This is a genomic window from Streptomyces sp. NPDC002884, assembly GCF_040295245.1.
Taxonomy (GTDB): Bacteria; Actinomycetota; Actinomycetes; order Streptomycetales; family Streptomycetaceae; genus Streptomyces.
The window spans coordinates 64,836-84,853 of sequence record NZ_JBEOVB010000014.1; the positions used below are offsets into that span (position 1 = coordinate 64,836).

The following is a 20,018-nucleotide window of genomic DNA, read 5'->3' on the forward strand; positions in this document are numbered from 1 at the left end:
CTCCCGAGCGGCGGGGTTCTTGCCGTGACGACCGAGGGAGGGCCCGGTGGACGACTCGCTGCACATCACGCTCCTGGGCGAGTACCACGCGCGCCCCCTCCGCAGGGGCAGCGCCTCCTACGACGACTTCGCGCCGGACGACCCGGGGGCCGCCCTCGGCCTCTCCGACGTCCTGGTCGCCGATCTTTCCGCCTGGGCGAGGGGCATCGACGCCGCCATGAACACCTGGCTGGCCGACCGCGACGACATCCGCTGGGACGCCGCGTTCCTGCGCCTGCACGAGGAGGGCGAGACGCTGGCCGAACGCCTCGCCCGGGAACTCGCCCCCGGTCGGACCGTGGGTTACGAAGGCGTCCAGGGCGTGTCCTGCGCGCTCCTGGGGACCCGCCTCGGCAACCCGGTCAGCGTGGACTGACCGTCCGCGGCGCCGTGCTCGCCCGCCGGGTCATCGTCGGCGGCAGCAGCGTCGCCTCGGGCACGGTCTCGCCGTCGAGCTTGCGCATCAGCAGTTCCACCGCCCGTTCGCCCACCTCGGCGGACGGCAGCGCGATGGAGGTGACGGGCACCCGGAGCCCCGCCGCGAGCTCGTCCGGGCAGATCGCCGTGACCGACAGGTCGCCGGGGACCCGCAGTCCGAGCTGCTCGAACGCCTCGACGAGGGGCTCCAGGACCGCCTCGTTGTGGACCACCACCCCCGTCAGCGCGGGCTGCTCGCACAGGAGCTGTTCCGCCACCCGGCGGGCCGCCGCCGGGGTCGCCTCGCAGGGGTGGACGGCGGAGGCGAGCCCCGCCCGGTCGGCGGCCGCGGTGAACCCCTGGACCACGCGCTGCGCGAAGGCCGTCCCACGCACGTACACCTCCGGCGGCGACCCGACCAGGCCGACGACCCGGTGTCCGAGCTGCGCCAGATGCTCCACGCACCGCTCGCCAGCCGCCCGGAAGTCGAGGTCGATGCAGGTCAGCCCGTCGGCCTCGAGCGGGAAACCGATCATCACGGACGGCCGGTCCAAGGAGCGCAGCAACGGCAGCCGGGGGTCGTGGAGTTGGACGTCCATCAGGATCAGCGCGTCGACCAGGGCCGTGTCCGCGACCCGGCGCAGCCCCTCCTCGCCCTCCTCCTGGGTCAGCAGCAGCACGTCGTGGTCGTGCCGGCGGGCCGCCGTCACCACCGACACCGCGAACTGCATGACGACCGGGACATGGATGCCGGTCCGCAGCGGCACCACGAGCGCCAGCACGTTCGAGCGGCTGCTGGCCAGCGCGCGGGCGCCGGCGTGCGGCCGGTAGCCCAGGGCGCGGGCGGCCTCCTCGACCCGCCGCCGGGTCTCCTCGGAGATCGGGCGCTTGCCGCTCAGCGCGTACGACACCGTGCTGGGGGAGACCCCGGCGTGCCGCGCCACATCGGTGATCTTCACCATCAGCCCGCCTCCCGGTCGTCCCGGGTCCGCGGGGCCGGGGTCTCCAGGGTCAGGAACCCGGTGCCGGCCGCCGCCCGGGCGATCCGGTCCCCGGCCGCCAGCGCCCACGGCGCCGAGGGGTCGCTCGCGGACGCCCGCAGGGTGTCCCCCTCCCGTACGACGATGAAGGTCACGTCGCCGATCCGGACCGTCACCTGGGCGCCGCGCTCCAGGCCGTACGCGCGCAGGGTGACCCCGTCGGCGTGCGGGTAGTCCGGCCGGTCGGCGTGGGCGCCCACCGGGAGCACCGCGCCCGGCCGCACCAGCAGCGGCGCGCTGAGGAACCCGTGGCGCTCGCGCACCCAGCGCGGCCCGGTCACCGTCCGGCCGGTGAGGTAGTGGGTCCAGGTGCCTTCGGGGACGTAGTACGTCACGTCCCCCTCGTCGTCGAACACCGGCGCGACCAGCAGGTCCGGGCCGAGCATGTACTGCCGTTCCAGGTGCGCGCACCCGGGGTCCGCCGGGAACTCCAGCACCATCGCCCGCATCATCGGCGTGCCCTCCTCGTGGGCGACGCGGGCGGCCTCGTACAGGTAGGGCATGAGGCGCAGCTTCAGCCGGGTGAAGTGCCGGGCCACGTCCACCGACTCCTCGTCGAACAGCCAGGGCACCCGGTACGAGGAGCTGCCGTGCAGTCTGCTGTGCGAGGACAGCAGGCCGAAGGCCAGCCAGCGCTTGAACAGCGCGGGTGTCGGTGTGCCCTCGAAGCCGCCGATGTCGTGGCTCCAGAAGCCGAACCCGGACAGGCCCAGGGACAGCCCGCCGCGCAGCGACTCCGCCATGGACGCGTACGTCGCCTCGCAGTCGCCGCCCCAGTGCACCGGGAACTGCTGGCTGCCGGTGGTCGCCGACCGGGCGAAGACGACCGCCTCCCCCTCGCCCCGGTGTTTGCGCAGCACGTCGAAGACGGTGCGGTTGTAGAGGTACGTGTAGTAGTTGTGCATCCGCTCCGGGTCCGAGCCGTCGGACCAGGTCACGTCGACCGGGACGCGTTCGCCGAAGTCGGTCTTGAAGCAGTCGACGCCCTGCGCGAGCAGCGCCTCCAGCTTGGCCGCGTACCAGTCGCGGGCGGCGGGGCTGGTGAAGTCGACGAGGGCCATGCCGGGCTGCCACAGGTCCCACTGCCAGACACTGCCGTCCGGCCGCCTCAGCAGATGGCCGAGTGCCCTGCCCTCCGCGAAGAGCGGTGACCGCTGGGCGATGTACGGGTTGATCCACACGCTGACGTGCAGACCCTTCGCCTTCAGCCGGGCGAGCATGCCCTCCGGGTCGGGGAAGACCCGTGGGTCCCAGCGGAAGTCGCACCAGTGGAACTCCCGCATCCAGAAGCAGTCGAAGTGGAAGACGGAGAGCGGGAGTTCACGCTCGCGCATGCCCTCGATGAACGAGGTCACCGTCTCCTCGTCGTAGGAGGTGGTGAACGACGTCGAGAGCCACAGCCCGAACGACCAGGCGGGCGGCAGCGCGGGGCGGCCGGTGAGGGCGGTGTACTTGCGCAGGATGTCCTTCGGGGTGGGCCCGTGGATGACGTAGTACGTCAACTCCTGTGTCTCGGCGCTGAACTGGACCCTCGACACGGCCTCCGAGCCGACCTCGAAGGACACCTTGCCGGGGTGGTCGACGAAGACGCCGTAGCCCGCGTCCGTGAGGTAGAACGGCACGTTCTTGTAGGCCTGTTCGGTCGCCGTGCCGCCGTCGGCGTTCCAGATGTCGACGACCTGGCCGTTCCTGACCAGGGGGCCGAAGCGTTCGCCGAGGCCGTAGACGGAGGTCCCCACTCCCAGGTCGAGCTGCTCGCGCAGGTAGTGGCCGCCGGTGGCCGCGTCCCGCATGATGCCCATGCCCTTGGGGCCGCTGGAGGTGAGCGTGCGGCCGTGGGCGAGGAACTCCACGTGCCAGGGGCCGGAACGGGCGACCTTCACGGAGAGCGTGCCGGAGGTCAGGGTCGCGTACGCGTCGTCGTAGGAGAGCTGGGGGGCGGGCTCCGCCTCGGTGAGGCCGAAGGCGGGCTCGCGGGGCCGCTCGCCCGTGAAGTGGGTGAGGGTGAGGCCGACGACGTCGGGCATCGGGGTGTGGGCGGTGATCGTCATGACCGGTCCCGTCATCAGGTCGCCGCGGCTGCGGATGGGCCGGGTCGGCGCGTGGATCTCCAGGGCGCCGTGCGACTCGGTGACGTCGAGGACCTCGGCCGGGTGGGCGGCCGTGATGCCCTCCCGCAGCAGCCAGTAACCGTCGGTGAACTTCATGGGTGGGGGGTCCTTACTGCTCGGTCCTCACTACTTCACGGCACCCACGGCGATGCCACGGGTGAGGGTCCGCTGGAAGACGAGGAAGAAGACGAGGGCCGGGAGTACGCCGAGGAGGGCGGCCGCGTTGGTCATGGTGGCGTCCATCAGGCGCTGCCCCTGGAGGACGCCGAGGGCCACCGACACGGTCTGGTTGTCGTTGGAGATCAGCATGACCAGCGGGAGCAGGAACTCGTTCCAGGTCCAGATGAAGAAGAAGACCAGCAGCACGCCGAGGGTGGGGCGGCTGACGGGGACGACGATCCGCCACAGCACCTGCCACTTGTCGGCGCCGTCGATCCGGGCCGCCTCGATGATCTCGCGCGGGAACCGGCTCAGCACGGACGAGAGCAGATAGGTGCCGAAGGCCGCCTGGATCACCGTGAAGACGATGATCACGCTGAGCCGGGTGTCGTACAGGCCGGCCTGCTTGCTCAGGTAGTACACGGGGTAGACCAGCGCCTCCTGCGGAAGCATGTTGGCCAGCACGAAGAAGGCCAGGATCCAGGTGCGGCCCCTGATCCGCCCGATGCCGATGGCGTACGCGTTCAGCACCGACAGGACGACCGCCCCCACCGCCACCGAGCCGCTGATCAGGACCGAGTTCAGCAGCTTGCGGCTGTAGTCGACGCGTTCCCAGAAGTCCTTCAGACCGTCCAGGTACAGGCCGTCGGGCAGGCTCAGCGGGCCGTTGCGGGAGTACTCCGCCGGGGACTTGACCGCGTTCACGGCGACGACCAGAAACGGCACGATCATGAAGAGGGCGGCCAGGCAGAGGGCCAGCAGGACCGGGTAGCGGTGCAGGGCTCGGGAGGCCTTCATGTGCGCAGTCCTTCCTCCGCGTCCTCCGCCCTGGTCTGCAGCCTCAGGCCGACCAGGGAGAGGGCGAGGATGATCACGGTGAGCACGGTGGAGATCGCGGCGCCGTAGCCGACCTGCGTCTTCTCGAAGAACGTGGCGAAGGAGAAGTAGGAGGGGACGTTCGTCGCGCCGCCGGGACCGCCCTTCGTCAGGACGTACACCGCGCCGAACACCTTCAGCGCGGCGATCGTGCACCAGGTCAGGACGACGTAGATCTCCGGGCGGATCTGCGGCAGCGTGATGTGCAGGAAGCGCCGCCACCAGCCGGCGCCGTCCAGCTCGGCCGCCTCGTACAGCTGCGGGTCGACGCGTTCCAGTCCCGCCATGAAGACGACCAGCGGGAAGCCGAGCTGCACCCACACCATCACGCCCATGACGCTGTAGAGCGCCAGGTCGGGATCGCCGAGCCAGTCCTGCCGCCAGGAGCCGAGACCGACGGCTTGCAGCAGCGCGTTGAGCGAGCCGTCGTCGGGCGCGAGGATCCAGCTCCAGACGATGCCGGCGACCGCGACCGGCAGCACCTGCGGGAGGTAGAAGCAGGCGCGCAGGACGGCCGCCGTCCGGCCGCCGAAGTGCTTGCCGACGTGGTCGAACAGGGCGGCGGCCAGGACCAGTCCGACGGCCGTGGGGACCGCGGCCATCGCGACGACCATGAAGAGGCTGTGCCGGAAGCTCTCCCAGAACTCCGCGTCGTCCATCAGCTCGCGGTAGTTGGCGAGCCCGGACCACTCCGGACTGCCCACCCCCTGCCAGTCGGTGAAGCCCACCCAGGTGTTCATCAGGAACGGGACGACGATCACGGCGAGGAAGGCGAGAGCGCCGGGGAGCAGGAACAGGGCGTAGGAGTTCCCGGCGGGGCGCGGGGAGACGGCCCTGTGCTGTGCGCCGCTCACCCGCCCGCCGCGTTCGACGGTCACCGTCATGTCTTCGGTACGCCCTTGTCGTACGCCTTCTGCAACGCGTCCAGGTAGTCGTCCGGTTTCTCGCTGCCGGTGATCAGCTTCTGGGTCTCGGAGACGAGGACGTCGTAGAAGCCGGGGACCGGCCAGTCCGGGTAGAACGCCAGGCCGTCGCGGCCCGACAGGGTGTTGAAGTGGCCGATCAGCTCCTTGGCCTTCGGGTCGGTGACCGCCGCCGTGTCCGCGGCGACGGGGACCCCGCCCTTGTTGCCGAGCAGGTTCTGGATCTTCTTCGACATGGTGATGTCGATGAAGTCGTAGGCGAGCTCCTTGTTGTGGGCGCTCTCGGGGACCACCCAGAGGTTGCCGCCGGAGCCCGCGGTGAGGTTCGAGCCGGGCCACAGGGTCGTACCCCAGTCGAACTTCGCCTCGTCCTGGAAACGGCCGTACCACCAGCTGCCGGAGAACAGGATCGGCGCCTTGCCCTGGATGAAGGAGACGCCCGCGTCCTCCGCCTTGGCGCTGGTGGAGCTCTTGCCGATGTAGCCCTTCTCCACCCAGTCGGCGAAGGTGTCGGCCGCGTAGGTCCAGGCCGCGTCGTGGAAGTCGGTCTTCCTGCCCTGGTACAGCTCGAAGGAGTCGACCCAGGAGCGGTCCGCCTTCGACAGGGCCAGCTGGTAGACGTACTGGTGGGCGAGGTACTCGGCGCCCGAGTTGGCGAGCGGGGTGATCTTGTTCTCGGTGAAGGTGTCCATCGCCGCGACCAGGTCGTCGAACGTCTTCGGCTCGGCGAGGCGGTACTTCGCGAACAGGTCCTTGTTGAAGTAGACCATCGTGTACTCGGCGTAGTTGGGCACCCCGTACCACTTGCCGGAGCCCATCACGCCGTTCGCGTCGTACCGGCTGGTGGTGCTCACGCCCGGGCTGAGCAGCTTGTCCCAGCCGCGCTTCGTCACCTCGGCGGACAGGTCGGTGAGGAGCCCCTGCCGGGAGAGCAGGCCCGCCGTCGCGTTGCCCTTGTTGTACTCCATGAGGTCGGGTGCGTCGGAGGAGTTGAGGACCATCGGGGCGGTCTTCTGGATCTGGTCGAAGCTCTTCTCCTCGAACTCCACCTTCACTCCCGGGTGCTGGGCCTCGAACTCCTTGATCGCCGCTGTCCAGGCCGCGCCCATCGCGCTGTTCGGGGCCTCGTAGTGCCACAGCCGCAGGGTCTTGGCGTCGGAGGAGCCGCCGCCGTCCGAGCCGCCGCAGGCGGCCAGGAGCAGCGACCCGGCGACGACCGCCGCCGCGCACGCGGTTCCCCGTCCTGCCTTCACACGCCTTCGTGCCGTCAACATCCTGTTCCTCCAGGGGAGTCGGATGGATCTGAGGGCGTCACGGTGCGTCCATCGAATCGATTCGATGGGTGACGTCGAAGCGCTTCGACGGGGGAAGTTATGTGGCTGCTGTGGTCACGTCAATGGGGCGGGTGGGGAAAGCGGGCGATCCGGTGCCGGATCCGATGAACTTTCCGGCCATGCCTGGGACGGATCTCCGCCCGTTCCAGGGAGCTTGCGCTTTGTCGTCCTATGTCACTGATGTGATGAAAGGCTCACATCACTTCGATCTTCGACGTGCATCGAGGGTCACTTTCGGGATCGGGGTGATCGGAGTGCGACCGTCAAGGCTCATGGAGGGGCGGTTTCCAGCCATGGACAGAGGCGTGATTTCTGTCCATGTATGACACATCGCGAACGCGGGGCCCAAGCCTGCGCTAGATTCGTGGACCTGAGCGCAATGGGATAAATGGGGCGCTGGAACCGGGTGGGGGCCTGGTTTCGCCGACGTGCGCTCAGGATCGTCGGCGCACCCGGAACAGTTCCGTGGGGGGAAGTACGCACATGAAGAATTGGCGAGAAGACGCCCAACCGGGCTGGCCGGAGGCGGCATCGCCGACCCGGGATGCGCCGGCCGTGGGGGCGGGGTCCCAGGGCTTTCCCGGAGCCGGAGGGCAGCCCCTGGCGTCCATGGCGGGCGAGAGCACCAGATACCGGTCATTAATGGATGTACCGCGTGACAGCGGCCTGCTGCCGGCCTCGAACACCTCGAACGGTCTTTCCGAAAACGAACGGTCGGGCGATCTCCGTGATCCCTGGGGAGAGCAGCCCGGCGGCGCGGACGGGAAGGGGAGCGACCCGGGCGAGGTGACCGTCCAGCTCGACCCCCTGAAGAAGGGGCGGCCCGACGGCGCGGAAGCAGCCTCCGACGTCCCGGTGTTCGTCGACGAGTCGGGCCGGCGCAGTCGTACGTTCCGCCGTATCGGCATCGTCGTGGCGATCGCGTGCGGGGCGTACGCCGTCGTCATCGTGGCCGCGCTGCTCTCGGGCAACGCGGGCGCGCCCTGGCTGCCGGTTCCCGTGCCGGGCCAGGCCGACGACAAGCCGGCGGCCGGCAAGGTGGACGGCACGTCGTCGCCCGACGAGTCCGCGAGCCCCCGCCCGGGGGTGCCCGGCGGCAAGGTCCCGGGCGGCTCGGGTGCCACCGCCACCGGGTCCGGCGCCGCGTCGGGCAAGCCGGGCGCGAGTACGGCGCCGGGCGCGTCGGGGAGCGCGGCTCCGTCGAGCGGGGCGTCCCCGGCGGCGCGGCCCTCGGCGACCGGGTCCGTCCGTCCCAGCGCGGGCCCCACGGCCACGGCCCCCTCGACGTCCGGCCCGAGCAGCCCGGTGGTCGCGCCGACGCCGTCCACGCCACCGCCGGCCTCCTCGCCCGCCGCCTCTCCCTCGACGCCCTCCTCGCCGTCCCCGGCCGGAGGGGCCTCCAACACGGTCGCCGACGGCCCGCCGGAACCGGTTCCGGCGGCATCGAGCCCGGCAGCCTGAACGGGCCCCGTGAGAGCCGCCGGCCGACGGGCCTCACGGGCGTCACGGGCGTCACCGGCCTCGGCGCGCGGCGGACCCCGCCGGCGGCTCCGGCGACCGGCTTCGGCGGACACGATTCCGCCGGCCGGGCCGGCGGCCGCGCCTTCGGCCGCCCGGGCCGACGGGCCCGGGCAGGCCCTCGGGCGCCGGGTCCGCGACCGGGCCGGGGCCGCGGGCCGCGCTTCTCCGTCACCGTCGCCGGGCTGCCCGAGTCCGGTCACCGGGTGGGGGAGGGCACCGACCGCCGAGCCGGAATCCCGGACCCACGACCCGGGGCCCGACGTAAGGGGGCCCGATGTGTGGGCCCCGGCAATGAAGTCCCGCCTTTGTCAGCGATGTCTCGATACTCGCTCCTCGCCGCTTCAGCTCGCGGCGCGTACCTTCGCCCGACCTCGTCCCCGGAGAACCACCTCTCATGGCACCACGCACCAGCCGCCGCTCGACCCGACGGTCAGCTGTCGGGCAGCCCGCGCACTCGTCCGGCGGCCACGCCGCGTCCGCTGCACCGTCGACGGGGGACGCGCCAGGAGGTGAGTCGGCCGGCGGGCCGCGCGGCAGTGGGCGGCGGTCCGGCCGGCGGTCCGGCCCGAGGCAGGGACGGGGCAGGGCCCCGGGACGTGCCGCGGGCGGCTCCGCGCACGCCGCGCCGCCGTCACCCGATCGCCGGCGTCTGGTGTCGCTCCGGCTGCGTCATCTGCTGCCGCTCGTCGTGCTTCTCGCGATGATGGCGATGCTGATGCTGCGCGGCTATGTGCACAGCGAGATCCTCGCCGACTACCGCATCCGCCCCGAGGCCGCGGCCGACAAGGTGCCGCAGAAGGTGCTCGACGGCGGACCGGTCGTCGACACCCGGAACGGGCAGCAGACCAGCCTGGACGTGCCGGACCACCGGATCGTGCTGACCTTCGACGACGGGCCCGACCCGAAGTGGACCCCCGAGGTCCTCGACGTCCTGAAGAAGCACCACGTACACGCCGTCTTCTTCATCACCGGCACCATGGCCTCCCGCTACCCGGACCTGGTCCGGCGGATGGTGGACGAGGGCCACGAGATCGGGCTGCACACCTTCAACCACCCCGACCTCTCCTACCAGTCGGAGAAGCGCATCGACTGGGAGCTCACCCAGAACCAGCTGGCCCTGGCGGGAGCCGCGGGGATCCGGACGTCGCTCTTCCGGCCGCCCTACTCCTCCAGCACGGACGCCCTCGACAACGCCTCCTGGCCGGTCACCCGGTTCGTCGGCACCCGGGGCTACCTCACCGTCTTCACCACCGCCGACAGCGAGGACTGGCGCAGGCCCGGGGTCCGGGAGATCATCCGCAACTCCACGCCGCAGGGCGGCAAGGGCGCGATCGTCCTCATGCACGACTCCGGCGGCGACCGCCACCAGACGGTCCGGGCCCTCGACACCTACCTCCCCGAACTCCAGGGCAAGGGCTACCGGTTCGAGAACCTCACCGAGGCCCTGAAGGCCCCGAGCGCGCACACCCCGGTCACCGGGCTCGACCTGTGGAAGGGCAAGGCCTGGGTCTTCCTGGTCGAGGCCTCCGACGACATCACCGCCGTCCTGGTCGTGGGCCTCGCCGTCATCGGCGTCCTGGTCTTCGCCCGCTTCGGGCTGATGCTCCTGCTCTCCGCGATCCACACCCGCCGCACCCGCCGCAAAGGCTTCGTCTGGGGGCCCGACGCACCCGTCACCGAACCGGCTTCGGTGCTCGTCCCGGCCTACAACGAGGCCAAGTGCATCGAGAGCACCGTGCGTTCGCTGATGAAGAGCGAGCACCCGATCGAGATCCTCGTCATCGACGACGGCTCCAGTGACGGCACCGCCCGGATCGTCGAGGACCTGCACCTGCCCGGCGTCCGCGTCGTCCGCCAGCTCAACGCGGGCAAGCCCGCCGCCCTCAACCGGGGCATCGCCAACGCCCGGCACGACCTGATCGTGATGATGGACGGCGACACGGTCTTCGAGCCCTCCACGGTCCGTGAGCTCATCCAGCCCTTCGCCGATCCGAAGGTCGGCGCGGTCGCCGGCAACGCCAAGGTCGGCAACAAGGACACCCTGATCGGCGCCTGGCAGCACATCGAGTACGTGATGGGCTTCAACCTCGACCGCCGCATGTACGACGTCCTGCGCTGCATGCCCACCATCCCGGGGGCCGTCGGGGCGTTCCGCCGCACCGCGCTCGACCGGGTCGGCGGCATGAGCGACGACACCCTCGCCGAGGACACCGACATCACCATGGCCATCCACCGGGACGGATGGCACGTCGTGTACGCGGAGAAGGCGCGCGCCTGGACCGAGGCGCCCGAGTCCGTCCAGCAGCTGTGGTCGCAGCGGTACCGCTGGTGCTACGGCACCATGCAGGCGATCTGGAAGCACCGCCGCGCCCTCGTCGAGGGCGGACCGTCGGGCCGCTTCGGCCGTGTCGGCCTCCCGCTCGTCTCCCTCTTCATGGTCGTCGCCCCGCTCCTCGCCCCGCTCATCGACCTCTTCCTCGTCTACGGCCTGCTCTTCGGCCCGACCGGCAAGACGATCGCGGCCTGGTTCGGCGTCCTCGCCGTCCAGGCGGGCTGCGCGGCGTACGCCTTCGTCCTGGACCGGGAACGCCTCGCCCCCCTCATCTCCCTCCCGCTCCAGCAACTCCTCTACCGCCAGCTGATGTACATCGTCCTGCTCCAGTCCTGGATCACCGCCCTCACCGGCGGCCGGCTGCGCTGGCAGAAACTTCGCCGCAAGGGCCAGGTGGCGGCCCCGCCCGGTGCGACGGCGGCGACCGCGGACGGAGGAGCGGCCTGATGAGCACCCACCCGACGGACGCCACGGCCGAGTTGCCCGAACTGCCCCACCCGTCGACCCGGAGCGCCGGGCCGGAGCGGCGGAGTCCGCACCAGCGGGGTTCCGGACAACAGGATTCCGCCCGACAGGGGTCCGAGCACCAGAACTCCGAACAGCAGAGTCCCGAACAGCAGGGCCCCGAACAGCACAGTCCCGAACAGCAGGGTTCCGAGAAGGCGACCGCCGGGAAGAAGGGCGGGGGCCGGGACCGCTACTTCGACCTGCTCCGGGCCATCGCCCTGTTCCGGGTCGTCTTCTACCACCTGATGGGCTGGGCCTGGCTGCCCGTCGTCTTCCCCTCCATGGGCGTGATGTTCGCGCTCGCCGGCAACCTCATGGCCCGCTCGCTGGCCAGCCGCCCCGCGCTGGGAGTCGTGCGCGGCCGGATGCGCAGGCTGCTGCCCCCGCTGTGGCTGCTGGGCGCGGTCGGTGTGACGGGCATGCTGGTGGCGGGCTGGAGTCCGGACGACGAGGGGCACCCCGGCTGGTGGTGGCTCCACCTCGCCTACTGGATCCTGCCGCTGAGCGACCCGCCGTACGGCGAGGGCCTGCCCGGCGCGCACGGGCTGATCAGCGACGGCTGGGCCGTCGACCTGGGCGTACCCCTGTGGTACATCCGCGCCTACCTCTGGTTCGTGCTGCTCTCCCCGCTCCTGCTGCGCGCCCTGCGCCGGCTGCCCTGGCCGACGATCCTCGCGCCCGTCGCGCTGTCCGCCGCCCTGGAGTTCGGCGCGCTGTCGGTGCCGGGCTGGCGGCTGGAGGCCCAGCTCAGCGACTTCGGCGCGTTCGGCGCGTGCTGGCTGCTGGGCATGGCCCACCAGGAGGGAGTCCTGCGCCGGCTGCCCCGTTACGTGGTGCCGTCCCTGGCGCCCGCGGTGGCGGGAATCGGCCTCTGGTACGCCCTGACCCATGACCTCAGGGAGGGGCACGACCTGGACGACATGCCCTTCGCCCAGTCCCTGTGGTCCTTCGCCGCGGTGCTGCTGCTCCTGCACATGAGCCCGTCGTGGTCCGAGTGGCCGGGCCGGCTGCGCCGCTGGGACCGGCTGATCACCCTGCTCAACTCCCGTGCCGTGACGATCTACCTGTGGCACAACGTGTGCATCGGAGTCGTGGAGGCCCTGTGGGACCGGCTGTGGGGCGTCTCCTGGCTGGAGACGAACGCGACCTGGGTCCTGGAGAGCCCGTGGCCGCAGCTGCCGGCCGTCTGGCTGCTCACCGCGGCCTGCGTGGTCTGCTTCGGCTGGGTCGAGGATCTGGCGGCCCGTCGCAGGCCACGCCTGTGGCCGGACGGGCGGGGCGGTGCCGGAACGCACCGGTCCTGAACGACGCCCCCGGCCCCGAACCGGCTCTCGTGCGCGCCTTCGTACGCCGCTGTACGCCGTTCGCCCGGTTCGGGGTGCGTCCCTCGGAAGCCCTGGTGAGTATGGCCCGGTATGCCCGTCGATCGGACGGGTCGGAGCCCAGGGTTCGGGGATGGAGGAACGTGAGCAGGATGCGCCGGTCGATCGTTGTGGCCATGACGGGGGTGCTGGCCGCGGCGCTCTCGGTCGGGACGGCCCTCGCGGGGGCCGTGCCCGACGGCGGAGGACCGAAACCGCCGGGATCGACCCCTCCGCCGGGGCCCCCGCCCTACGGCGAAGGCCCGAAGCCGCCGGGGCCGACCCCTCCGCCCGGGCCCGGCAACCCCAACGGTGAGGCATGGGCATGGACCCAGCTGACCGGCCGGGGTACCCAGATCCGCTATGTGACCACCGACACCTCCGGTACGTGCCCCTCCGTGCGGTACACGCTGGGCACCGTGCGGGCCGCCTACCGGATGCGGCTGCTGAGCCGTCCCGCGCCGCCGCAGTTCCCCACCACGGTGTGCGAGTCGGTCGTGCCCCTCGGGGCCTATGACGCGGTGCTCGCGCAGTCGACGGTCGCCGCGGCCGTGGTGCACCCCGCGAACCGTCAGCTTCCCCTGCCGAACTGGACCGCGAGCACCCGTCCCGGCACCATCGGCGTCATCGGCGACTCGGGGTGCCGCGTCACGACGGCGGGTCCGAACCAGGACTGCGCCGACCACCAGACGGGCTGGCCGTTCCCGCGGATCGCGAACAGCGCGGCCACGGTGACGCAGCCGGATCTCGTGATCCACGTCGGCGACTACCTCTACCGCGACGACCCGGCTCAGGCCGACGACGCGGCGGCGAATCCGGGCTGCACGACCTCGGCGGACAGGTTCTCCTGGGCCTGTGTGGTCGCCGACTTCTTCAGACCGGCGGAGAGTCTGCTGGCCGTGGCGCCGGTCGTGCTGACGCGAGGCAACCACGAGGACTGCCGCACCCCACCCGCGACGGGCGGCGCGGGGGCCGCGTGGTTCCGCTACCTCGCCGACGAACTCAGAGCCAGCGGATCGTGCTCCCTCTACCCCGATCCGGTGGAGATCAGGGCAGGCGTCCTGCACCTTCTCGACGTGGACTCCTCGTTCGCCGACCCGGCCGACAACGGAAGCCTCGCGCAGCAGGCGATCTACACCCGGCAGTTCGAGACCGTGAACCAGACCGCGGCGCAGCAGACGGGCCACGACTACTTCGTCGTCACCCACAAGCCCGTGTGGATGGCGAGATCGGTCGGCCCACCGCTGGAGACATTCACCCCGGTCCTCCAGAACGCCTTCGCCGGTACGACCCTGGGGCGGCCGGCGGACAACATCCGCATGGTGGTCTCGGGCCATGCGCACCTCTACCAGATGATCGATTTCAACACCGCGCGGCCACCGCAGGTGACGGTGGGCTTCTCCGGGGGAGCCCCCCTGGAGCAGGGGCCGAACGACGCCGGCGTCATCGGAAAGACGATCGGGATGCCACCGCAGTCCGTGAATCACTCCGTCACCCAAGGAGGGGTCTTCGGGTACGCGGTCCTGAGCCGCAACGCCGGGACCTGGGACCTCACCGCTCACGACCCGACCGGTGCGGTCCGCGGCCAGACCTGCACGCTGAGCGGGAGCACCGCCAACAAGGAGTTCGTCTGCCACTGAAGGGCTCCGCGGGCCTCGACGGATGCGCCCCCACCTCCCGGTTCGAGTACCGGAGGGTGGGGGCGCATCCGCACACGCACACCCGAACGCCCGGCAAGTCCGCCCCGCCCGGCAAGCCCGGCCCCGGCCCGCCCGGCAAGTCCGGCCCCGGCCCGCTCGGTAAGCCGGGCCCTGGCCCGGCCCGTACGCCCGGCTCTGGCCCGGCCCGTACGCCAGGCCCGTACCCTCGGACCCGGGGCCGCCCGCAGCGGTCCCCGGCCCCGCACCTGCCTCAGGCCCCGCACCTGCCTCAGGCCCCGCACCTGCCTCCGGCCCCGCACCTGCCTCCGGCCCCGCACCTGCCTCCGCACCCCTCCCGGCCCCCCAGCCCCCGGTCCCACCGGCAGGCGCCTCGGCGTCGAGCCCTCCCCAAGACCTCTCACCGGCCCTGCGCGCAAGGTGAGAGCAACGTTCCTTTCCGGTCACCCACAGCCACAGCGCGGAAACGCGCCCTCCCTACCTTCGGGACTCATCACCGCTCATCCCCCCGAACCACCCCAGCCCCGGAGCACCGTGGAGGCGTCATGACAGCCCCGAGTACAGCCCCCGCATCCCCGCCCCCCGCGAAGAAGGGGAGCCACTGGATCGAGGAGTGGGACCCGGAGAACGAGGCCTTCTGGAACGAGAAGGGCGAGAAGATCGCCCGCCGTAACCTCCTCTTCTCGGTCCTCTCCGAGCACATCGGGTTCTCGATCTGGACGATGTGGTCCGTGCTGGTGCTCTTCATGGGCCCGGAGTACGGCCTCACCCCGGCCGACAAGTTCCTGCTGACGTCGATGGTGACGCTGGTCGGCGCGGTCGTGCGGGTGCCCTACACCTTCGCTGTCGCGATCTTCGGCGGCCGGAACTGGACGATCATCTCGGCCGGCCTGCTGCTGATCCCCACGATCGCCGCGTTCACGGTGATGGAGCCGGGGACCTCCTTCAACACGTTCCTCCTGGTCGGCCTGATCGCGGGCATCGGCGGCGGCAACTTCGCCTCCTCGATGACCAACATCAACGCCTTCTTCCCCCTCCGCAAGAAGGGGTGGGCGCTCGGGCTCAACGCGGGCGGCGGCAACATCGGCGTGCCGGTCATCCAGCTGATCGCCCTCGCCGTCATCGGCGCGAGCGGCGGGCCGCGGGTGCTGCTGGGGATCTACATCCCGTTCATCGTCGTCGCCGCCACCCTCGCCGCGCTGTACATGGACAACCTGGCCTCGGTGAAGAACGACACGGGCGCGGCGATCGACTCCGCGAAGGACGCGCACACCTGGATCATGTCCTTCCTCTACGTCGGCACCTTCGGGTCGTTCATCGGCTACAGCTTCGCCTTCGGGCAGGTCCTGACGAACCAGTTCGGCCGGACGCCCCTCCAGGCGGCCTACCTCACCTTCATCGGCCCGCTGCTCGGCTCCCTCATCCGTCCCGTCGGCGGCTGGCTCGCCGACCGCTACGGCGGCGCCCGCATCACCCTGTACAACTACGTCGGCATGGCCGCCGCGACCGCCGTCCTGGTCTTCGCCAGCATGCAGAAGTCGCTGCCGCTCTTCGTCTCCGTCTTCGTGGTGCTGTTCGTGCTCAGCGGCCTCGGCAACGGGTCGACGTACAAGATGATCCCCGGCATCTTCCAGACGAAGGCCGTCGCCAAGGGGCTGACGGGCGAGGAGGCGGCCGCCTACGGCCGGCGTCTCTCCGGCGCCTCCATGGGACTGATCGGCGCGGTCGGCGCGCTCGGCGGTGTCGGGATCAACCTGGCCTTCCGGCAGTCCTTCCTCTCCTACGGTTCCGGAACCGGCGCCTTCGTCGCCTTCCTCGCCTTCTACGCGGCGTGCTTCGGGGTCACCTGGGCCGTATACCTTCGCCGCCCGTCCGGCAGGATTGCCGCAGGAAGCACCGCTTCCGAGGCGAAGCAGCAGCTCAGCTACGCCGAGGTGTGACGTAACACCGGCGACACGTGGCCGAACCGAGCCTGTCACGCACCGTTGACAGGCTCGTCGGCATGTAGGTGCGAACGGGACTCGAGCGGGACGAGAGTGATGTACGAGCAACAGCAGCGATCCGACGCCGGCCCCCAGGGTGCCGTCGAACACGGGCCCCTCGCGGGCTTCACCGTGGGCGTGACGGCCGCGCGCCGGGCCGAGGAGCTCGGCGCTCTGCTCCAGCGGCGGGGTGCGGCGGTGCTGCACGCGCCCGCCCTGCGGATCGTGCCGCTCGCCGACGACGGTGAGCTGCTCGCCGCCACGAAGGAGCTCATCGACCAGGTGCCGGACGTCGTGGTCGCCACCACGGCCATCGGTTTCCGCGGCTGGATCGAGGCCGCCGACGGCTGGGGGCTCGGCGAGCAGCTGCTCGACCGGCTCGGCGGCGTCGAGCTGCTGGCCCGCGGCCCCAAGGTGAAGGGCGCCGTGCGGGCCGCCGGGCTGACGGAGGACTGGTCGCCGTCCAGCGAGTCCATGGCCGAGGTGCTCGACCGGCTCCTGGAGGAGGGCGTCGAGGGGCGCCGGGTCGCCGTCCAGCTGCACGGTGAGCCGCTGCCCGGCTTCGTGGAGTCGCTGCGGGTCGCGGGCGCGGAGGTCGTGGGGGTGCCCGTCTACCGGTGGATGCCGCCGGAGGACGTCTCGCCGCTCGACCGGCTCCTCGACGCGGCCGTCTCGCGCGGACTGGACGCGATCACCTTCACCAGCGCGCCCGCCGCCGCGTCCCTGCTGTCCCGCGCGGAGCAGCGCGGGCTGCTGCCCGAGCTGCTCGCCGCCCTCTCCCACGATGTGCTGCCCGCCTGCGTCGGGCCGGTCACCGCGCTGCCGCTCCAGTCGCGGGGCGTGGACACCGTCCAGCCGGAGCGGTTCCGGCTCGGACCGCTCGTGCAGTTGCTGTGCCAGGAGCTGCCGACGCGGTCCAGGGCGCTGCCGATCGCCGGGTACCGGGTGGAGATCCGGGGGCACGCGGTGCTGGTGGACGGGTGTCTGAAGCCGGTGCCTCCGGCGGGGATGTCGTTGCTGCGGGCGCTGTCCCGGCGGCCGGGATGGGTCGTGCCGCGCTCCGATCTGCTGCGGGCGTTGCCGGGCGCGGGGCGGGACGAGCACGCCGTCGAGACGGCGATGGCCCGGCTGCGGACGGCCCTCGGGGCGCCGAAGCTGATCCAGACGGTGGTGAAGCGGGGGTACCGGCTGGCGCTGGACCCGGCCGCGGACGCGAAGTACGCCGACGAGTAAGGGAGCTTGGCGCCTCTGCTCGTCCGTCCCGGGGGGATGCCGCCCCCGGACCGCCGCCTCGGCCCGAACGGGCCTCGTCCTCGAACTCCTCCCGGAGGGGGGACCTCCGGACGGGTCGAGATGCACTGACCTGCGCCGAAGGGCCCAGGGGGTTCCAGTAACGCCTTCAGCCGGGCACTGTGGGAGGCACGGTTCCTCAACAGTGCCTCTCGGCAGGCGGTGACGCGCGCATGGACGAGCTCCGTTTCGACGCCGGGCGGATCTGTCTCGACCTGCTCGCGACCGCGCATCCCCTCGAACGGCTCGACGCCGTCGCGCCGTTGTGCGCGTGGATCCGCGGTTCCGGACTCGTCCCGCCGGACACCCCGCTCGCCCACGCCGACGCCTCCTGGCCGCCCGCCTTCCGTGAACTGCGGCGGAACACCGGACAATTGGTGCACGGATGGCTCGCCCACAACGACGCCGGGTCGTACGAGCCCGCCCTGGCCCGCGTCAACGACGCCGCCCGGGCGGTGCCCCCGGCCCCCCGTGCCGTGCGGGGCGAAGACGGTGGGCTCGTGCGCGAGTTGGCCGGGCCGCCGGCGTGTGCCGCGCTGCTGGCCGCCGTGGCCCGGGACGCGGTGGAGCTGCTCACCGACTCCGCGGCCCGGGCGGGGCTGCGGCAGTGCGCGGGGGACAACTGCCCGATCGTGTATGTCGACATGTCCCGGGGGCGCCGGCGGCGCTGGTGTTCCAGTGAGGTCTGCGGGAACCGGGAGCGGGTGGCGCGGCACCGCCGGCGGGCGGCGCTCGCCTCACGGTCGTAACTCCCCTGCCGGGTATGCGGCTTTCGTGGAGGCGTCACCGGGCGATCATCGAAGTGATTTCGATTACACACCGTTTACCTGCCCCGTGTGCCGGGCAGTCCGCCCGATCTTGTCGATGTGGCGAAAATGTAAAGAAAAAGCGGTGGGAATGTGCCGCCATGTCCCCGCTCGTCATGACACCCCGAAGAAAAGTGTCTCCCCGGTTTGAACGCTCAACACCCCGCTTCCGTACCCGTCGTCGAGCGACCGACTGGGGGAACCCCCGGACACCGGAGGTGGGCGTGCGCAAGGATGCGGCCGTGGCCAATGAACGTGGATCGAGGGCCCGACATCGCATGTCCCAGCCCTCGGAACCTGACGAGGAGCTGATGCGTGCTCTGTATCGGGAGCATGCCGGACCCCTGCTTGCGTATGTCCTGCGCCTGGTTGCCGGAGACCGGCAGCGCGCCGAGGACGTCGTGCAGGAGACGCTCATCCGTGCCTGGAAGAACGCCGGTCAGCTCAATCGTGCGACCGGATCTGTACGCCCCTGGCTGGTGACGGTCGCACGCCGCATCGTCATCGACGGCCACCGCAGCCGGCAGGCCCGGCCGCAGGAGGTCGACCCGTCGCCGCTGGAGGTCATTCCTGCGGAGGACGAGATCGACAAGGCGCTGTGGCTGATGACGCTGTCCGACGCGCTCGACGACCTGACCCCGGCCCACCGGGAGGTGCTCGTCGAGACGTACTTCAAGGGGCGTACCGTCAACGAGGCGGCCGAGACGCTGGGTATACCCAGCGGCACCGTGCGCTCACGGGTCTTCTATGCCCTGCGGTCGATGAAGCTGGCTCTGGAGGAGCGGGGGGTGACGGCGTGATGAGCGTTTACGGGGGATTCGGAGCAGGTGGTTCGGGTATGTCTGGACCCATGCAGGGATCTACGGGATCTCCGAGCCCGAGCGAACACGAGACCGTCGGCGCCTACGCCCTCGGGATTCTCGACGACGCCGAAGCAACCGCTTTCGAGATGCATCTCGCCGGCTGCGAGTGGTGCGCCCAGCAGCTCGACGAGCTCGCCGGCATGGAACCCATGCTGGCAGCCCTCGCGGACCTGCCGGGCACCGGCACCCCCGCGATCGGCGAGTCCCTGTCCGCCCGCCCCAGCCCGCGGCTCGCGGAACGGCTGGTCGACGAGGTGTCCGAGCGCCGCGCGGTCAAGCGCCGCCGCTCCTTCTTCCTGGTGGCGGCCGCGGCCGCGCTGATCATCGGCGGCCCGCTCACCGTGCTGGCGGCGACCGGCGGCGACAGCGGCACCAAGGGGACCGAGGCGAGCTCCACCAAGTCCGCCAACTCCGCCAAGACCACCTTCGCGACGCTCACCGACCGGGTCTCCGCGACCGACTCCGCGAGCAAGGTCTCCGCGACCGTCGCCATGGGCGAGAAGGCGTGGGGCACGGAGATCGGCGTCGAGCTGAAGAACGTGACGGGCCCGGAGAAGTGCTCGCTCATCGCCGTCGGCAAGAACGGCGAGCGCGAGACGGTCTCCTCCTGGTCGGTCCCCGAGTGGGGCTACGGCATCGCGAACGCCAAGACCGAGCAGGCCAAGAACCCGCTCTACGTCGTGGGCGGCGCCGCCTTCAAGACCAACGAGATCGACCACTTCGAGGTCATGACCTTCGATGGCAAGAAGCTCGTCCAGATCGACGCGTAACTTCCTACAGCGGGTCCCCTTCGCGTACG

The 20,018-nt window shown here is 71.2% G+C and carries 15 protein-coding genes; 10 read left to right on the forward strand and 5 right to left on the reverse strand.

Going from position 1 to position 20,018, the window contains the following annotated elements; genetic code table 11:
* Positions 1-46 precede the first annotated feature (46 nt).
* Positions 47-415: an immunity protein CdiI family protein gene (locus tag ABT070_RS26120; protein WP_351764297.1), complete on the forward strand. Its 369-nt coding sequence runs from the start codon at positions 47-49 to the stop codon at positions 413-415.
* Here the strand turns inward: ABT070_RS26120 and ABT070_RS26125 are convergent.
* The 5 genes from ABT070_RS26125 to ABT070_RS26145 are packed head-to-tail and all read right to left on the reverse strand — an operon-like array spanning position 402 to position 6,839.
* Positions 402-1,418, reverse strand: a complete 1,017-nt coding sequence (locus ABT070_RS26125) for a LacI family DNA-binding transcriptional regulator (protein ID WP_351764298.1) — start codon at positions 1,416-1,418, stop codon at positions 402-404. The genes ABT070_RS26120 and ABT070_RS26125 overlap by 14 nt on opposite strands.
* On the reverse strand, positions 1,418-3,703 hold the full coding sequence (gene yicI / locus ABT070_RS26130) for an alpha-xylosidase (protein ID WP_351764299.1): 2,286 nt from the start codon (positions 3,701-3,703) through the stop codon (positions 1,418-1,420). Before yicI ends, ABT070_RS26125 begins: the two co-directional genes overlap by 1 nt.
* A 30-nt stretch (positions 3,704-3,733) precedes the next feature.
* The gene (locus tag ABT070_RS26135) at positions 3,734-4,564 is read right to left on the reverse strand and encodes a carbohydrate ABC transporter permease (RefSeq protein ID WP_351764300.1); all 831 of its coding nucleotides are present in this window, start codon (positions 4,562-4,564) and stop codon (positions 3,734-3,736) included.
* The gene (locus ABT070_RS26140) at positions 4,561-5,526 is read right to left on the reverse strand and encodes a carbohydrate ABC transporter permease (RefSeq protein WP_351764301.1); all 966 of its coding nucleotides are present in this window, start codon (positions 5,524-5,526) and stop codon (positions 4,561-4,563) included. The genes ABT070_RS26135 and ABT070_RS26140 overlap by 4 nt, the downstream gene beginning before the upstream one ends.
* Entirely contained in the window at positions 5,523-6,839 is a 1,317-nt protein-coding gene (locus ABT070_RS26145) for an ABC transporter substrate-binding protein (protein WP_351764302.1), read from the reverse strand. The genes ABT070_RS26140 and ABT070_RS26145 overlap by 4 nt, the downstream gene beginning before the upstream one ends.
* 702 nt (positions 6,840-7,541) lie before the next feature.
* Between ABT070_RS26145 and ABT070_RS26150 the strand changes: the two genes are divergently transcribed.
* The 9 genes from ABT070_RS26150 to ABT070_RS26190 all read left to right on the forward strand — a co-directional run bounded on the left by ABT070_RS26150 (position 7,542) and on the right by ABT070_RS26190 (position 19,989).
* A complete protein-coding gene (locus ABT070_RS26150) occupies positions 7,542-8,360 on the forward strand; it encodes a hypothetical protein (protein WP_351764303.1) in 819 nt (272 codons plus the stop codon).
* A gap of 760 nt (positions 8,361-9,120) precedes the next feature.
* Complete coding sequence (locus ABT070_RS26155; RefSeq protein WP_351764427.1) at positions 9,121-11,199, forward strand: bifunctional polysaccharide deacetylase/glycosyltransferase family 2 protein; 2,079 nt, start codon at positions 9,121-9,123, stop codon at positions 11,197-11,199.
* Positions 11,199-12,563: an acyltransferase family protein gene (locus ABT070_RS26160; protein WP_351764304.1), complete on the forward strand. Its 1,365-nt coding sequence runs from the start codon at positions 11,199-11,201 to the stop codon at positions 12,561-12,563. The genes ABT070_RS26155 and ABT070_RS26160 overlap by 1 nt, the downstream gene beginning before the upstream one ends.
* Positions 12,564-12,733: 170 nt before the next feature.
* Positions 12,734-14,260: a metallophosphoesterase gene (locus tag ABT070_RS26165; protein WP_351764428.1), complete on the forward strand. Its 1,527-nt coding sequence runs from the start codon at positions 12,734-12,736 to the stop codon at positions 14,258-14,260.
* 563 nt (positions 14,261-14,823) lie between these two features.
* A complete protein-coding gene (locus tag ABT070_RS26170; protein WP_351764305.1) occupies positions 14,824-16,218 on the forward strand; it encodes a nitrate/nitrite transporter in 1,395 nt (464 codons plus the stop codon).
* 99 nt (positions 16,219-16,317) lie between these two features.
* Complete coding sequence (locus ABT070_RS26175; RefSeq protein ID WP_351764306.1) at positions 16,318-17,493, forward strand: uroporphyrinogen-III synthase; 1,176 nt, start codon at positions 16,318-16,320, stop codon at positions 17,491-17,493.
* Positions 17,494-17,723: 230 nt separating this feature from the next.
* The gene (locus ABT070_RS26180; protein WP_351764307.1) at positions 17,724-18,299 is read left to right on the forward strand and encodes a CGNR zinc finger domain-containing protein; all 576 of its coding nucleotides are present in this window, start codon (positions 17,724-17,726) and stop codon (positions 18,297-18,299) included.
* A 335-nt stretch (positions 18,300-18,634) separates the two neighbouring features.
* A complete protein-coding gene (locus tag ABT070_RS26185; RefSeq protein ID WP_010039908.1) occupies positions 18,635-19,156 on the forward strand; it encodes a sigma-70 family RNA polymerase sigma factor in 522 nt (173 codons plus the stop codon).
* A 50-nt stretch (positions 19,157-19,206) separates the two neighbouring features.
* Positions 19,207-19,989, forward strand: a complete 783-nt coding sequence (locus tag ABT070_RS26190; RefSeq protein WP_351764429.1) for an anti-sigma factor family protein — start codon at positions 19,207-19,209, stop codon at positions 19,987-19,989.
* The last annotated feature ends 29 nt before the right edge of the window (positions 19,990-20,018 follow it).

What these genes read in the sequence shown, in the direction of transcription:
- ABT070_RS26125 (WP_351764298.1), bottom strand. Translation starts at nt 1,418, where the DNA reads ATGGTGAAGATCACCGATGTGGCGCGGCACGCCGGGGTCTCCCCCAGC.
- yicI (WP_351764299.1), bottom strand. Translation starts at nt 3,703, where the DNA reads ATGAAGTTCACCGACGGTTACTGGCTGCTGCGGGAGGGCATCACGGCC.
- ABT070_RS26135 (WP_351764300.1), bottom strand. Translation starts at nt 4,564, where the DNA reads ATGAAGGCCTCCCGAGCCCTGCACCGCTACCCGGTCCTGCTGGCCCTC.
- ABT070_RS26140 (WP_351764301.1), bottom strand. Translation starts at nt 5,526, where the DNA reads ATGACGGTGACCGTCGAACGCGGCGGGCGGGTGAGCGGCGCACAGCAC.
- ABT070_RS26145 (WP_351764302.1), bottom strand. Translation starts at nt 6,839, where the DNA reads ATGTTGACGGCACGAAGGCGTGTGAAGGCAGGACGGGGAACCGCGTGC.
- ABT070_RS26150 (WP_351764303.1), top strand. Translation starts at nt 7,542, where the DNA reads ATGGATGTACCGCGTGACAGCGGCCTGCTGCCGGCCTCGAACACCTCG.
- ABT070_RS26155 (WP_351764427.1), top strand. Translation starts at nt 9,121, where the DNA reads ATGATGGCGATGCTGATGCTGCGCGGCTATGTGCACAGCGAGATCCTC.
- ABT070_RS26160 (WP_351764304.1), top strand. Translation starts at nt 11,199, where the DNA reads ATGAGCACCCACCCGACGGACGCCACGGCCGAGTTGCCCGAACTGCCC.
- ABT070_RS26165 (WP_351764428.1), top strand. Translation starts at nt 12,734, where the DNA reads ATGCGCCGGTCGATCGTTGTGGCCATGACGGGGGTGCTGGCCGCGGCG.
- ABT070_RS26170 (WP_351764305.1), top strand. Translation starts at nt 14,824, where the DNA reads ATGACAGCCCCGAGTACAGCCCCCGCATCCCCGCCCCCCGCGAAGAAG.
- ABT070_RS26175 (WP_351764306.1), top strand. Translation starts at nt 16,318, where the DNA reads ATGTACGAGCAACAGCAGCGATCCGACGCCGGCCCCCAGGGTGCCGTC.
- ABT070_RS26180 (WP_351764307.1), top strand. Translation starts at nt 17,724, where the DNA reads ATGGACGAGCTCCGTTTCGACGCCGGGCGGATCTGTCTCGACCTGCTC.
- ABT070_RS26185 (WP_010039908.1), top strand. Translation starts at nt 18,635, where the DNA reads ATGTCCCAGCCCTCGGAACCTGACGAGGAGCTGATGCGTGCTCTGTAT.
- ABT070_RS26190 (WP_351764429.1), top strand. Translation starts at nt 19,207, where the DNA reads ATGCAGGGATCTACGGGATCTCCGAGCCCGAGCGAACACGAGACCGTC.